The organism is Actinomycetota bacterium (assembly GCA_009923495.1).
Lineage (GTDB): Bacteria > Actinomycetota > Actinomycetes > S36-B12 > UBA5976 > UBA5976.
The window spans coordinates 17,102-31,394 of the sequence record RFTJ01000015.1 but is presented as its reverse complement, the minus strand read 5'-3'; the positions used below and the strand labels follow the sequence as shown (position 1 = coordinate 31,394).

Genomic DNA, 14,293 nt, shown 5'->3' with positions numbered 1-14,293 from the left:
ATGGGCTCAAAACTCAAACCGGTTGTCGTTACCGTCGGAGTTTTTGACGGTGTTCATGAAGGACACTTGGCGCTGTTAAAGCAGGCTCGAAAAATCGCAGATATTCGAGATGCCAGATTGGTGGCCGCTTCATTTGATCCTCACCCAGCTTCGATCTTGCGGGCTGATGATTTCCTTGGCCTTCTGACACTTCCTTCACATCGCGCCAAGTTGCTCAAGGCGGCCGGCGTTGATGCGGTCGAATTTCTAGAATTCAATGACCAGCTGCGCAGGCTAACACCAGACGAATTTGTCGATGAAGTCTTAGTCACCCAGCTAGCTGCAGATGTGATTGTGGTAGGTACCAATTTTAGATTTGGCAACCGCGCATCTGGTGATGTTGAAGTATTGCAATCCTTGGCCAGCAAATTTGGCTTCGAGGTGGAGGTAGTGACGCTCAAAGGTGACTCGTCAACCTGGTCATCTACTCGAATTCGCCAAGCCTTATTGGCAGGTGAAGTTGAATCCGCCCGGACCTTGCTTGGTCGACCTCATCGGTTAAGCGGGGAAGTAATTTATGGCGACCAACGTGGCCGCGAACTAGGATTCCCAACTGCGAACTTGTCGGTTGCTCATGGCCTAGTTATACCCGCTGATGGCGTCTATTCCGGGCTACTAACGACTAAAGAGGAAGTCTTACCTGCAGCAATAAGCATCGGCACCAACCCTACATTTGCTGAAGTTCTGACTCGGCGAGTCGAGGCGTATGTGCTGGACCGGGATGATTTGAAGTTGTACGGACAGATCGTAGACCTGGATTTCTTGGGGCATATTCGCCAGATGCAGGCATTCTCAGGCATTGAAGACCTAGTAATTGCAATGAATTCTGATGTCTCGGTGGCCCGGGGGCAAATCAACGATTTCCTAGAGAGCACTTGACACTGATAAGGTTTTGCTCAGACGAACGCGGGGCGGGCGCCCCATGTTTCGTGACTAACTGCAGTTAGAACCCTAGCTACAGCCCGCGCCCGAGAGGAAAAATCATGGCGTTAGACCCAAAGGTCAAGCAAGAAATCATCGCTCAATATGGCACCAAGCCAGGCGATACCGGAAGTCCAGAAGTTCAGATTGCACTGCATACTCGTCGTATTAATGACTTGACTGAGCACCTAAAGACCCACAAACATGATCATCATAGCCGTCGTGGACTGCTGTTGTTAGTTGGTCAGCGTCGTCGTTTGTTGGACTACCTAACCAAGACAGACATTAATCGCTACCGCGCAATCATCGAGAAACTCGGTATTCGTCGATAGCATCAAACGGGCTAGTCAACCGACTGGCCCTTTTTGTGGAGTGGCCACTTACTGCACGAACCGTTCGTCGGTCCTCGGTAGTGGTGTTCGGCTAAGTTAGCCGCGCACTTCGATCGAAGATCGGCACCTAAGCAAGTGTTTACGCGTAAGTGCGTTACTCCCTGACAAGTAATAGGGAGATGCCCGTGGAGGGTAACGAAGTAAAGACAAGTACAGCCATTATTGATAATGGCTCGTTTGGCAAGCGGACAATTCGATTCGAAACGGGTCGGTTAGCTCGTCAGGCAAACGGCGCGGCAAGCGTCTATCTAGATGATGAAACAATGCTGTTCTCAGCTACCACCGCAGGAAAGTCACCGAAGGATCAGTTTGATTTCTTCCCGTTAACTGTTGACGTTGAAGAACGAATGTACTCAGTTGGCCGGATTCCTGGCTCATTCTTCCGTCGCGAAGGTCGACCAAGTGAAGATGCCATTCTTACTTGTCGTTTGATTGACCGACCATTGCGTCCATCATTTGTCAAAGGACTCCGTAATGAAGTTCAGGTAGTGGTGACTGTTATGGCGCTCAATCCCAATGAACTTTATGACGTAGTGGCAATCAACGCCTCGTCAATGTCAACCCAGTTAGCTGGTTTGCCATTCTCAGGTCCAATTGGCGGCGTTCGGGTAGCACTCATCAAAAATCAGTGGGTTGCATTCCCGACGCACGAACAACTGGAAGAAGCAGTATTCGACATGGTGGTTGCGGGCCGCGTTGTTGATAACGATGTGGCAATCATGATGGTTGAAGCAGAAGCAACTGAAAACACCATCGAATTGATCGCCGGTGGCGCTACCGCACCAACAGAAGATATCGTCGCGCAGGGTCTTGAGGCAGCGAAGCCATTCATTCGGGTACTTTGCGATGCCCAGAGTGAATTGGCAGCCGTGGCAGCAAAGGAAACGCAAGAGTTCCCAGTCTTCCTTGATTATGAAGCTGACGTTTACGACGCCGTATCCGCGGCCATCACAGATGAACTAGCAGCAGCGCTTACCATTGCCGGAAAACAGGAGCGCGAATCAGAACTTGATCGCATCAAAGAAGTAGTTGTTGAGAAATTTGCTGAGCAGTTTGAAGGACGCGAAAAAGAAGTCAGCGCAGCACTTCGCTCGCTTACTAAGAAACTTGTTCGTAAGCGGGTGCTTAAAGACAAGATTCGAATTGACGGACGCGGACTTGCTGACATTCGCTCGCTATCGGCTGAAGTAGATGTGATTCCGCGCGTTCATGGTTCAGCCTTATTTGAACGCGGCGAAACTCAGATTCTGGGCATCACTACTTTGAACATGCTAAAGCTTGAACAGCAGATTGATTCGCTTTCGCCGATTACCACCAAGCGCTACATGCACAACTACAATTTCCCGCCTTACTCAACCGGCGAGACTGGTCGGGTTGGCAGCCCAAAGCGTCGCGAAATTGGTCACGGTGCACTTGCTGAGCGTGCACTGGTACCAGTACTGCCTAGTCGCAGTGATTTCCCATATGCAATTCGACAGGTTTCTGAGGCATTAGGTTCTAATGGCTCAACTTCGATGGGCTCGGTATGTGCTTCAACGCTTGCATTACTTAATGCTGGTGTGCCACTGAAGGCGCCGGTTGCCGGTATTGCAATGGGTCTGATCTCGGATGAGATAGACGGCAAAACCGAGTATGTTGCGTTAACTGACATCCTTGGCGCAGAAGACGCATTCGGCGATATGGACTTCAAGGTAGCCGGAACAAAAGAGTTTGTTACTGCTTTGCAGCTAGATACCAAACTTGATGGCATTCCAGCATCAGTTTTGGCTGGCGCACTGACTCAGGCTCGCGATGCCCGCCTAACCATCCTTGATGTTATGTCCGAGGCAATCGATGTACCAGATGAGATGAGCAAGTTTGCTCCACGCATCATCACGGTCAACATTCCGGTGGACAAGATTGGCGAGGTCATCGGTCCTAAGGGCAAGATCATCAATCAGATCCAGGATGAAACCGGCGCAGACATCAGCATCGATGATGACGGCACTGTTTACATCGGCGCAGACAATGGCGAATCAGCCGAAGCGGCTCGAGCCCAGATTAATGCAATAGCAAATCCAACCATGCCTGAAGTTGGCGAACGTTACCTAGGAACTGTGGTGAAAACTACAACTTTTGGGGCATTCATTTCACTGGCTCCAGGTCGCGATGGATTGCTCCACATCAGTCAGTTGCGCAAACTATCTGGTGGAAAGCGCGTAGAAAAAGTTGAGGACGTGCTGAATGTGGGCGACAAAGTTCATGTTGAGCTTGCCGAGATTGACCCCCGCGGAAAGCTTTCACTGATCCCAGTAATTGAAGGCGAAGAGGCTAGCGCAGAAGATAGTGAATAGTCACCTATGACTAAGAAGTCGGCTGTGGTCCTGGGGCATGAACAACGCCCTGGGACCACACGCACATTACTAACCACTGATCAGGGCGGACTAGTAAAGCGCACAGTGCTTCCTGGCGGCCTTCGAATAATCACTGAACAAATGCCCAATGTACGCTCTGCTGCAATCGGAATTTGGGTAAATGTTGGTTCTCGCGATGAACTACCAGCTCAAACTGGCTCCGCACATTACCTCGAGCACTTGTTGTTCAAGGGAACCAAAACTCGCAGTTCCTTAGACATCTCATCAGCCATCGATGCGGTTGGCGGCGAGATGAATGCTTTTACCTCAAAGGAATTCACCTGTTTTTACGCCCGGGTCTTAGACACGAGCATCCCAACAGCAATTGATGTGTTGGTTGACATGATCACTTCAGCGACTGTCGCCACCGCCGATGTCAATGGTGAGCGCCAAGTGGTCTTGGAAGAAATCGCCATGCGCGATGATGATCCTTCAGATTTAGTGCACGAGCATTTTGCTAAAGCGCTCTGGGGTGAATCTGCACTAGGTCGTTCGATACTGGGAACTGTTGAAAACATTTCCTCACTGTCGCGGCGGTCTATTTTTGGTTTCTACAACAAGTTCTACACGCCAGATCGGTTGGTAGTATCGGTTGCGGGAAACATCGAACATTCGCAAATAGTCAAACTTGTTCGCAAAGCATTCGCCAATGGCGATGCAGATCTATCGGGCGATAGCGCGCCATTCACACCGACCAAGCGCAAGCAATCAGTTAACCGAAATGGCGACACGGTTTTTGTGCCAAAAACTACCGAGCAATCAAACCTAGTTATTGGCGTGCCAGGACTTGACCGCTCTGATGATCGTCGCTACACCCTGAGCTTGTTAAATGCTGCTCTTGGCGGCGGAATGTCTAGTCGCTTATTTCAAGAAGTTCGAGAAAAGCGAGGCCTGGTCTACAGCGTCTACTCGTTTTCTCAGCAGTACCTTGATTCGGGGATGGTTGGCGTTTATGCCGGTTGTGGCCCGGCGCGGCTAGCTGCAGTTCAAGAAACCGTGGCGATGGTACTCGATGATGTTGTGGCCAATGGAATAACGACAGCAGAGTTGGAAAAGGCAAAAGGGCAGCTTGCTGGTGGTATGGTGTTGGGACTTGAGGACACAGGCTCGCGAATGAGCAGAATTGCTCGTGCAGAGTTAACCACTGGCGATGTGCCTTCTGTGTCGCAAGTGCTGGACCGAGTTCAAGCCGTTACGCTTGATGAAGTTAACGCTCTAGCGCACCAACTTTGGTCGCAGGAGCGGCTAACCACAATTGTTGGACCGGAGTAACTCATGAATACACCGATCAAAGTAGCCGTGTTAGGCGCTCGTGGCCGCATGGGAACCACCGTGTGTGAGGCGATTCAGGCAAGTCCCAATCATGAATTGGTTGCCAGCGTGGATTTGGGAGATGACCTCACATCAATTGTCACAGCAGGCGCGCAGGTTGCTGTTGATTTCACTGTGCCAGATTCGGTGATTAGCAATCTTGAATTTCTGATAAGAAACGGCGTCCATGCAGTCGTTGGCACCACTGGTTTTGACGCCACCCGAATCGAACAAGTTAACAGACTTGTTTCGGCCGGCTCTAGCAATGTATTGATTGCACCTAATTTCGGCATTGCCGCGGTACTAATGATGCAGTTTGCTAAATCAGCCGCACCTTACTTTGACAGTGTAGAGATTGTTGAATTACACCATCCACGCAAGGCAGATGCTCCAAGTGGTACTGCCCGCCGCACCGCTGAATTGATTGCACAGGCGCGAACTGAAGCGGGCTCTGACGCAATGCCAGATGCCACTACAGAAGCTTTGTCTGGTGCCCGCGGAGCAATTGTCGATGGGGTTCGGATCCATAGTATTCGTGCTGAAGGCCTGCTAGCTCATCAGGAAGTAATTTTCGGGGGCTCGGGCGAATCGTTGACACTTCGCCATGACTCTTACAGCCGCGAATCATTCATGCCAGGCGTATTGCTAGCAGTAAGTAGGATCTGTGAAACTCCTGGGCTAACTATTGGTCTAGAAAATTTGTTGGATCTCTAGTCGCTACTGATGGCCAAACGCGTTTCATTTATCTTGGCAGTGGTTCTTACGGTTTACCTCGGCTTCGCATTTTGGCGTGGTGTCGATTTGGTCAGAGCCGGAAATACACCCGTTATCATTTTGGGAATTTGCGTTATGGTGTTACCGATACTCGGCGGTTGGCTTGTCATCCGTGAAGTACAGTTCGGCTACAAAAGCACTGAGATGGGTAAGCAAATTGCGGTAAATCGCTTACCTAGTATGGAGATAAAGCCTAGAACTGTTGAAGCACAAAACTATCTGGATGCCGCTATCGAAGCGGCCAAGCGCAACCAGAATGATTGGCAGAATTGGTTTTGTGTCGCAGTTGGCTACGACTTAGTAGGTAATCGAAAGTTAGCTCGCGAATCTATGCAGTATGCAGTTGAGTTATTTGACCAGTTTTAACAGTTTCCCAGATCGTAGTTTCCTTTATCCTCATCAGTGCAATCAATTTATGTGAATTTTCTGAGTCCCGAAATATCTGGGTAAACTGTTGAGGTGAAACGCCGACTTGCCCTGCTAACCGCCTTTGCCATTCTTGGCGTTGCAATCTTGGGCGCACCTAAAGCCAACGCTGTTGTCAAGACTGGCGCAAAATGTACAAAACTTAATCAAAAGGTCACGACTTCGTCGCGAAGCATCTATCAATGTAAGCGCTCAGGCAAGGTTTTAGTTTGGAAATATGTCGGCAAAGCGCCAAAACCGAGTCCATATCTGTGGCGAGAAGAATTCAACTCCCCAGTTGGCACTTTTCCTGATGCCGAGCGCTGGACTGCGCTGATTGGAAATGGCTTCGATCAGCTAGGGCTTTGGGCATACGGCACGGGTGAACTTGAACAAAACTCTCCAGATGCTGCCGCCACAGATGGTCTAGGTAACTTGGTCATAACTGCATCAAAAACTGATGGCGTTTGGACAAGTGCGAGATATTGGACACAGGGAAACGTCAATTTCCAGTACGGCAAAATAGAGGCTCGGATAAAGATGCCAGCTGGCTCATTTAACTGGCCAGCCTTTTGGATGCTCGGTTCGAACTACGCCCCACCCAACTGGACTTTCGGCTCCAAGGGCTGGCCGATGTGCGGCGAGATTGACATTATTGAAGGCTTGCGCAGTAACTCTGAATACAGTTCAACAATTCATGGCAATGAAAAGGGGTCCGAGCGACCATGGAATTGGGGTGGCGGGTTAAGTGCACCAGCAAATATCTATGACTCCTCGAGTGTCTATCACACTTACGGCATGATTTGGAAGCCCAACAGCATCACATTCATCGTTGATGGCAATGAAATAGTTCGTAATTACAAGGTGGGCAATAACATAGTCCAAACTATTGGTGGCATAGAGTTCAATAGATTCAACTCCGCAGGCGTCTGGCCGTTTAACCAGCCGTTCTTTTTGATTATGAATAACGCCATACACAAGGATGCGCCGGATGTGGCTAATGGCACCACTTCGAAAATGTACATCGACTGGATTCGGTATTCGAAATACCAGGGCTACGGAAAAGTAAGTAAATAGCAGGGAATCTCCGGGGACACGCGAAGTTGTTCACCGAGAATTGCCTGAACAGGGCTGGCAAGTTATGCTAATTACGAAACAAAATGGTTGCGTAATTCGCGACAAAAGATGGGCGGTCAAAAATGCTTGGTAATTACCTAATTGGATTGCGCGAAGGGCTCGAGGCAGCCTTAGTTGTGAGCATCCTGATTACCTATTTGGTTCGCACTGATCGCCGTCAATTCATCCGTTTTGTCACTTACGGCGTTGCGGTAGCAGTGGTGTTCAGCATCATCGTTGGTACCGTTTTGCAGGTTACCGAAAGCACGCTCAGCGAAAACGTCGAACCGATTTTCGCCGGCACCATCTCATTCTTAGCTGTTGGCTTTGTTACCTGGATGATTTTCTGGATGAAGCGATCTGCACGGACTATTTCCGGAGACCTGCGTAACAAGCTAGATGCGGCCGCTGTTACTGGCAGCGGAATTGCTGTGGCCAGTATGGCATTCGCAGCAGTTGCTAGAGAAGGAACTGAAACAGCGATTTTCTTCTGGGCAGCAGCCCATGCAAATGGAAATGAACTAGCTTCGCTAGCAGGCCTGATCCTCGGACTGGGAACTGCAGTGGTGCTGGGCATCGCTTTCTATCGCTCGACAATCAAGTTAAACCTCACGAGCTTTTTCAAAGTTACTGGCGTGTTACTCACAATCGTTGCTGCTGGCGTTTTGTCATATGGAATTCACGAATTCCAGGAAATCGGTTGGCTAGCTGGCGAAGATAATGTTGTGCTAAATCTTGGCTCAGTTCTACCGGCTGGCTCGGTGCTGGCAACGATTATGGCTGGACTCTTCAACTTGACCGCGAAAACGAGCGCGCTCCAAGCCGTCGCTTGGTTTGCTTACGTTGTTGTTGTGCTCGCCTTATTCGTGGGCAAGTCAACCGAAAAAGATGCAGCTGACCAACCAAGTCAGAAGTCTGAGCCAGCAAACGTCTAGTTTGATTGCAACACAACCAACCGCAGAGCAGTTTGCTCTTGCTGCACCGATAGTCTTGTAGGGTGTCAACTGAAATTAGTTTCCGTAGCGATGTAACCGTTGAATTAGTGAAGCACTCGGCAAGCGATGCCGATGTCATTTGGGCGGCGCGGGTTTCAACTAAGGGGGACCAATCGCTTGAGGATGTCAAGAACACTGAAGCTTCATCGGGACTGATCAACTATTTGATGCGCGATCGTCACGGCAGCCCATTTGAACATTCAAATTTCACTTTTTTTGTGCAGGCACCAATTTTCATGTGGCGCGAACATTTCCGACATCGCATAGCAAGTTACAACGAAGAGTCTGGTCGATACAAAGTTCTTGAACCCGTGTTCTACACCCCTGGACCCGAGCGCCGCTTGGTGCAAATAGGAAAGGCCGGCGCTTACGAATTCGTTGAAGGCACTCAGGAGCAGTTCGAGATTGTCACCGAGCAAACAAAGACGGCCTGTGAAGTTGCCTACGCCGCCTACCAAAAAATGCTCGACGCAGGCGTAGCGCGTGAAGTCGCCAGAATTGTCCTGCCGGTAACTATTTACTCGTCGGCATATGTGACGATGAATGCTCGGGCACTAATGAATTTCTTGAGTCTGCGTCGCAAGGCAGAAGGATCTCACTTCCCTTCATTTCCGCAGCGCGAAATTGAAATGGTGGCGGAAAAATATGAAGAAGAATTTGCTCGAATCATGCCAATCACTCATGCAGCTTTTGTGGCTAATGGGCGAGTGGCCCCATAGCGAGAGGTATACATATGCAGGCGCGTGATGCTTTTGGCTCGGTGCTAACCGCAATGGTCACCCCATTTACTCCTGATGGTAGCTCGATAGATTTTGCCGCTGCCGCGCAGTTAGCGAACGATCTTGTTGACCTGGGAAATGATGGCCTGGTCATCAACGGCACTACTGGAGAGTCAGCCACCACTGCTGATGAAGAAAAAGTCGAACTCATCAAGACAGTCGTGGCAGCTGTTGGTCATCGAGCAAAGGTAATTGCGGGTGCGGGTAACAATGACACTTTGCATTCTGTGCAATTAGCAAAGCAGGCGGCAGATGCCGGAGCTCATGGCTTGCTAGTAGTTACGCCCTATTACAACAAGCCGCCACAAGCAGGTGTCCTTGCCCACTTCCATGCAGTTGCCGACGCCACTGATTTGCCCGTGATGGTTTATGACATTCCAGGTCGCGCAGGAATTGCCATTGCTACGGAAACTTTATTAAAACTTGCAGAACATCCAAGAATTTTGGCCAATAAGGATGCCAAGGCAGATCCTTTCGCAGCTTCTCAGGTAATGGCACGATGCAACCTGGCTTACTACTCCGGCGATGATGGCTTGTCTTTGCCACTGTTAGCACTTGGCGCTGTGGGCATGGTCAGTGTTACTGGTCATTTGGTTGCAGATCGTCACCGAAAGGTGGTTGAAGCAATCGATGCGAACGACTTGGCAACCGCTCGTGCGATTACCGAGACTTTAGTGCCAATCACTGAAGGCGTGATGACCCGAATGCAGGGAGCAATTGCAACTAAAGCAGCTCTCGAGATGCTCGGTCGCGCAGGCGGCGGCGCTCTGCGTTTGCCACTTGTTCCAGCAACAGAAGTCGAGCGTCAACAACTTCGAGAAGATCTTTTTGCTGGCGGTATTTACCTGTGACGCACTCTCATCCTGAGTTGCCAGCTCCACCAACGTTAGCGGATGACGCCGTTCGGATTGTGGCACTCGGTGGCATCGGCGAAATTGGTCGAAACATGACCGTTCTTGAGCATCTTGGCAGGTTACTAATCGTTGATTGCGGTGTTTTATTTCCTGAAGAATCCCAACCAGGCATTGACTTAATCCTTCCGGACTTCGATTACATAAAAGACCGGATGCACGACATTGATGCCGTAATTCTGACTCACGGCCACGAAGATCACATTGGCGCTGTGCCATACCTACTACGCGCGCGCCAAGACATTCCATTGATTGGTTCACAGTTGACACTTGCCTTTATTGAGGCGAAATTAAAAGAGCATCGAATCAATCCAGTTTCGCTGGCCGTTAAAGAGGGTCAGACTGAAAAGATAGGCCCATTCGATCTTGAGTTCATTGCCGTGAACCACTCGATTCCTGACGCGTTGGCCGTTAGTGTGACAACTTCAGCTGGTCGGATTTTGATGACCGGAGATTTCAAGTTAGATCAATTGCCCCTCGATGGCAGAGTCACTGACCTAAATACTTTTGCCCGTCTTGGCGATGAAGGAGTTGACCTGTTCATGGTTGATTCCACCAATGCGGAAGTTCCAGGCTTTGTTACAACCGAGCGTGACATCATTCCAGTCTTGGACAAGGTCATTGGCAATGCCCGAGGTCGAGTTATCGTCGCTTCTTTTGCTTCTCATGTTCATCGAGTGCAGCAAATCATTGATGTGGCGACATCCCATGGCCGCAAAGTCGCATTTGTTGGCCGCTCAATGGTGCGCAATATGAACGTTGCCCGCGACTTAGGTTATCTGCACATTGCTGGCAACACAGTTATTGCAAGTAGCGAGATTCCAAAACATCCTGATGATGAGACAGTCCTCATCTGTACTGGCTCGCAAGGTGAGCCAATGGCGGTGCTGTCTAGGATTGCTAATCGAGACCACGAGATTTCAATCGGCGAAAACGACACAGTCATTTTGGCTTCCTCACTTATCCCGGGTAATGAAAATTCGGTGAACCGGATTATTAATGAATTAACTCGCCAAGGTGCTCGAGTAGTGCATAAAGGCAATGCGCTAGTTCACGTCTCCGGCCATGCCGCAGCGGGCGAGCTACTTTACTGCTACAACATTGTGAAACCAAGAAATGTGATGCCCATGCACGGCGAATGGCGCCACTTGAGAGCAAATGCTGCACTTGCTGTCAAGACTGGGGTGCCAGCGGATCGGGTAATTCTGGCCGAAGACGGAGTAGTTGTTGATCTTAAAGATGGTCAAGCCAACATTGTTGGTGCGGTTCCGTGTGGCTATGTGTATGTTGATGGCTCGAGTGTTGGTGACGTGACCGAGTCACTCTTAAAAGATCGCCGGGTTTTAGGTGAAGAAGGTTTCATTTCCGTCGTTACAGCTGTCGACCTGGTTAATAGCAAAGTCATCGCTGGTCCGCAGGTTCATGCCCGCGGGTTTGGCGAAGATGAAGGCGTCTTTGATGAAATCTTGCCTAAAGTGCGCGAAGTTCTTGAGGCAGCACTGGTAGATGGCGTGACCGATACCCATCAATTGGCCCAACTGGTACGCCGAGTCGTGGGCAAGTGGGTAGGCGAAAAACATCGTCGCCGACCCATGATCGTGCCCGTTGTAATCGAAGGGTAACTACCTGTCTTTGGTGGCGACACGCCCGACACGCCAGAAACTGCTGTTACCCCTGTTACTAGTGGGATTTCCAATATATTTGAGCCTATGGCTTCCCCGTCTGGTACTAAATCGCGACCATCAACCGCTAAAAATGCTCGTTCGACAAATAAACGACCAACAAAAACAATTCATAATTCGACAGTTGCAAGGTTGACCACGGGACTAGCCAGATTAATTACCGCCATCTGGCTAGGGATTGCCCACATTGTTGGTGCGGTCGCGCGCAGTGTTGGTCAGAGCGCTCGGGAAATTAATCCAGATCACCGCAAAGACGGACTCGGACTTGGTTTTCTTGGGTCAGCAGTCGTGGTTGGCGCTGTGGTCTGGTTTCATACCACTGGTTTACTGGCTGGAGTTGTTACCTCTGTCGTAGTCGGCGGGATTGGGGTTTTTAGTTATGTAGCACCCATTGGCCTAGTTGCCATCGCCATCCAGATTCTTCGCCATCCTGATGCGCCATCACAGCGCAAAGGTCGACTAACTATTGGCTGGACGCTATTTGCCCTTGCTGCCATGGGACTCACTCATTTGCAGCGCGGCAATCCAGCGCCTGTGTCAGGAGCTGAGGCAATGCGCAACGCTGCCGGTTGGACCGGCTGGTTGTTCACCGCGCCATTTGTCAGCGCAGTCGGAACCATCGTCACCGCAATCCTGTTAGTTATATTGCTGTTTTTCTCGGTACTGATCATCACCGCTACGCCGGTAAATACGATAGCCCAGAAAGTAAAATCCTTAACGGGCAAAGTAGCTGAATTCACAGCCCCGAATGAAGCGGTTCATCCAAACATCGAAGACATCGCGGCAGCGCAGGCAGACGGGGAAGTGGCCGGCGCGGCAAAACCTACCTTCTTGCAACGCCTGCGCGCGCGTAAGGCTACAAAGCCAATGGATCCTGCACTGGCAATAGGCGGGCTCGCAGGTGATGTGCCATTTGAAAGGCCAATTGTCGAGATCGAGCAGACCGAATTACCGACCGAAGTTGTCGAGGTAGACATTTCACAACAGGAAACGGTCGTGATTGAGGCCCCTAATTCTGCTGTGAGCACAGAACCAGCGGCCGCTGTAGTGATTGAAGCTCCGCCTGCGCCAAAGCCAGCGCCACTGCGCAAATCAACATACTTATTGCCAGATAATGCGATGTTGCCGCCAGGCGCGGTTCACAAAGAGCGCACGAAAGCCAACGATGCGGTGATTGAGGCGCTCACCCAGGTAATGGAACAGTTTGATATTGATGCGAAGGTATCCGGCTTTCATCGTGGCCCGACAGTCACTCGGTATGAATTGGAGCTCGGTCCAAAAGTTAAAGTTGAGCGTGTAACAGCTTTGAGTAAAAACATTTCTTATGCCGTCGCTAGTGCAGATGTGCGAATTCTTTCGCCAATTCCGGGTAAAAGTGCGATTGGAATTGAGATTCCCAACACCGATCGGGAAATCGTAAGCCTCGGTGATGTTCTGCGCAGTAAAGAAGCTCATGCAGACGAACACCCAATGCTGGTCGGCCTCGGTAAAGATGTTGAGGGTCGCTACATAGTGGCTAACTTGGCAAAGATGCCACATCTGTTAGTTGCTGGCGCCACTGGCGCAGGTAAGTCTGGCTGCATGAACACGCTGATAACCTCAGTGCTAATGCGGGCAACGCCTGATGAAGTGCGCATGATTTTGATTGATCCTAAGCGTGTCGAACTAACTGCATACGAGGGCGTTCCGCACCTGATTACCCCCATCATCACTAATGCCAAGAAAGCTGCGGACGCTTTGCAGTGGGTAGTAAAAGAAATGGAAGCTCGATACGACGATTTGGCAGCCTATGGCTTTAAACATGTTGATGATTTCAACAAGGCAGTTAAGACTGGCAAAATTACACCACCACCCGGCAGTGAACGGGTACTTCGGCCGTACCCTTACTTGTTGGTAATCGTCGATGAGTTAGCAGATTTAATGATGGTTGCCCCGCGTGATGTTGAAGACTCAGTTGTACGAATTACCCAACTCGCGCGTGCAGCTGGAATCCACCTGGTGCTGGCAACCCAGCGGCCGAGTGTTGATGTTGTTACTGGCTTAATCAAAGCGAATGTGCCAAGTCGTTTGGCATTTGCTACCTCAAGCCTTGCGGATAGTCGAGTTATTTTGGATCAGCCAGGTGCTGAGAAGTTGGTTGGTCAGGGTGACGGATTGTTCTTACCAATGGGTAGCAGTAAACCGATCCGGGTGCAGGGCTCTTGGGTGAATGAACAAGAGATCCGCTCAGTTGTTGCGCACTGCAAGGGTCAACTGGACCCGCAGTACCGAGACGATGTAACAGCTCCAGTTGCAACTCGCAAAGAAGTAGATGCTGACATCGGCGATGATTTAGATGAACTACTGCAAGCCGTTGAGTTGGTGGTTTCCACTCAATTCGGTTCCACCTCCATGCTGCAGCGCAAATTACGCATCGGCTTTGCCAAGGCTGGCCGGTTGATGGACTTAATGGAGTCCCGTGGCATTGTGGGTCCATCAGAAGGTTCCAAAGCTCGTGAAGTGCTAATTACGGCCGAGGATTTGCCGGGAACTATTGCACTACTTCGCGGTGAATAGACTGTAAGCGTGACTGCCA

12 protein-coding genes are annotated in these 14,293 nt (G+C 50.3%); all 12 read left to right on the top strand.

Annotated elements, in window-relative coordinates; all coding sequences use genetic code 11:
• The 12 genes from EBS36_05835 to EBS36_05780 all read left to right on the top strand — a co-directional run bounded on the left by EBS36_05835 (position 1) and on the right by EBS36_05780 (position 14,274).
• Positions 1 to 918: a bifunctional riboflavin kinase/FAD synthetase gene (locus EBS36_05835; GenBank protein NBU32670.1), complete on the top strand. Its 918-nt coding sequence runs from the start codon at positions 1 to 3 to the stop codon at positions 916 to 918.
• Positions 919 to 1,022: 104 nt separating this feature from the next.
• The gene (locus EBS36_05830) at positions 1,023 to 1,292 is read left to right on the top strand and encodes a 30S ribosomal protein S15 (protein ID NBU32669.1); all 270 of its coding nucleotides are present in this window, start codon (positions 1,023 to 1,025) and stop codon (positions 1,290 to 1,292) included.
• A 179-nt stretch (positions 1,293 to 1,471) separates the two neighbouring features.
• The gene (locus tag EBS36_05825; GenBank protein ID NBU32668.1) at positions 1,472 to 3,685 is read left to right on the top strand and encodes a polyribonucleotide nucleotidyltransferase; all 2,214 of its coding nucleotides are present in this window, start codon (positions 1,472 to 1,474) and stop codon (positions 3,683 to 3,685) included.
• Between the two features lie 6 nt (positions 3,686 to 3,691).
• Positions 3,692 to 5,017: an insulinase family protein gene (locus tag EBS36_05820; GenBank protein NBU32667.1), complete on the top strand. Its 1,326-nt coding sequence runs from the start codon at positions 3,692 to 3,694 to the stop codon at positions 5,015 to 5,017.
• Between the two features lie 3 nt (positions 5,018 to 5,020).
• Entirely contained in the window at positions 5,021 to 5,770 is a 750-nt protein-coding gene (locus tag EBS36_05815; GenBank protein ID NBU32666.1) for a 4-hydroxy-tetrahydrodipicolinate reductase, read from the top strand.
• Positions 5,771 to 5,779: 9 nt separating this feature from the next.
• Positions 5,780 to 6,196: a hypothetical protein gene (locus tag EBS36_05810; GenBank protein ID NBU32665.1), complete on the top strand. Its 417-nt coding sequence runs from the start codon at positions 5,780 to 5,782 to the stop codon at positions 6,194 to 6,196.
• A 93-nt stretch (positions 6,197 to 6,289) separates the two neighbouring features.
• Positions 6,290 to 7,312 (top strand): glycoside hydrolase family 16 protein, encoded by a 1,023-nt coding sequence (locus EBS36_05805; protein ID NBU32664.1) that lies wholly within the window; start codon positions 6,290 to 6,292, stop codon positions 7,310 to 7,312.
• A 122-nt stretch (positions 7,313 to 7,434) separates the two neighbouring features.
• The gene (locus EBS36_05800) at positions 7,435 to 8,286 is read left to right on the top strand and encodes an iron transporter (GenBank protein ID NBU32663.1); all 852 of its coding nucleotides are present in this window, start codon (positions 7,435 to 7,437) and stop codon (positions 8,284 to 8,286) included.
• Between the two features lie 62 nt (positions 8,287 to 8,348).
• Positions 8,349 to 9,065, top strand: coding sequence for an FAD-dependent thymidylate synthase (locus EBS36_05795; GenBank protein NBU32662.1), 717 nt, complete (start codon positions 8,349 to 8,351; stop codon positions 9,063 to 9,065).
• 14 nt (positions 9,066 to 9,079) lie between these two features.
• Complete coding sequence (dapA, locus tag EBS36_05790) at positions 9,080 to 9,976, top strand: 4-hydroxy-tetrahydrodipicolinate synthase (GenBank protein ID NBU32661.1); 897 nt, start codon at positions 9,080 to 9,082, stop codon at positions 9,974 to 9,976.
• Positions 9,973 to 11,658: a ribonuclease J gene (locus EBS36_05785; GenBank protein NBU32660.1), complete on the top strand. Its 1,686-nt coding sequence runs from the start codon at positions 9,973 to 9,975 to the stop codon at positions 11,656 to 11,658. The genes dapA and EBS36_05785 overlap by 4 nt, the downstream gene beginning before the upstream one ends.
• 87 nt (positions 11,659 to 11,745) lie before the next feature.
• Complete coding sequence (locus EBS36_05780) at positions 11,746 to 14,274, top strand: DNA translocase FtsK (GenBank protein NBU32659.1); 2,529 nt, start codon at positions 11,746 to 11,748, stop codon at positions 14,272 to 14,274.
• The last annotated feature ends 19 nt before the right edge of the window (positions 14,275 to 14,293 follow it).

Coding starts and splice junctions, on each gene's coding strand:
- EBS36_05835 (NBU32670.1), top strand. CDS start 1: ATGGGCTCAAAACTCAAACCGGTTGTCGTTACCGTCGGAGTTTTTGAC.
- EBS36_05830 (NBU32669.1), top strand. CDS start 1,023: ATGGCGTTAGACCCAAAGGTCAAGCAAGAAATCATCGCTCAATATGGC.
- EBS36_05825 (NBU32668.1), top strand. CDS start 1,472: ATGCCCGTGGAGGGTAACGAAGTAAAGACAAGTACAGCCATTATTGAT.
- EBS36_05820 (NBU32667.1), top strand. CDS start 3,692: ATGACTAAGAAGTCGGCTGTGGTCCTGGGGCATGAACAACGCCCTGGG.
- EBS36_05815 (NBU32666.1), top strand. CDS start 5,021: ATGAATACACCGATCAAAGTAGCCGTGTTAGGCGCTCGTGGCCGCATG.
- EBS36_05810 (NBU32665.1), top strand. CDS start 5,780: ATGGCCAAACGCGTTTCATTTATCTTGGCAGTGGTTCTTACGGTTTAC.
- EBS36_05800 (NBU32663.1), top strand. CDS start 7,435: ATGCTTGGTAATTACCTAATTGGATTGCGCGAAGGGCTCGAGGCAGCC.
- dapA (NBU32661.1), top strand. CDS start 9,080: ATGCAGGCGCGTGATGCTTTTGGCTCGGTGCTAACCGCAATGGTCACC.
- EBS36_05780 (NBU32659.1), top strand. CDS start 11,746: ATGGCTTCCCCGTCTGGTACTAAATCGCGACCATCAACCGCTAAAAAT.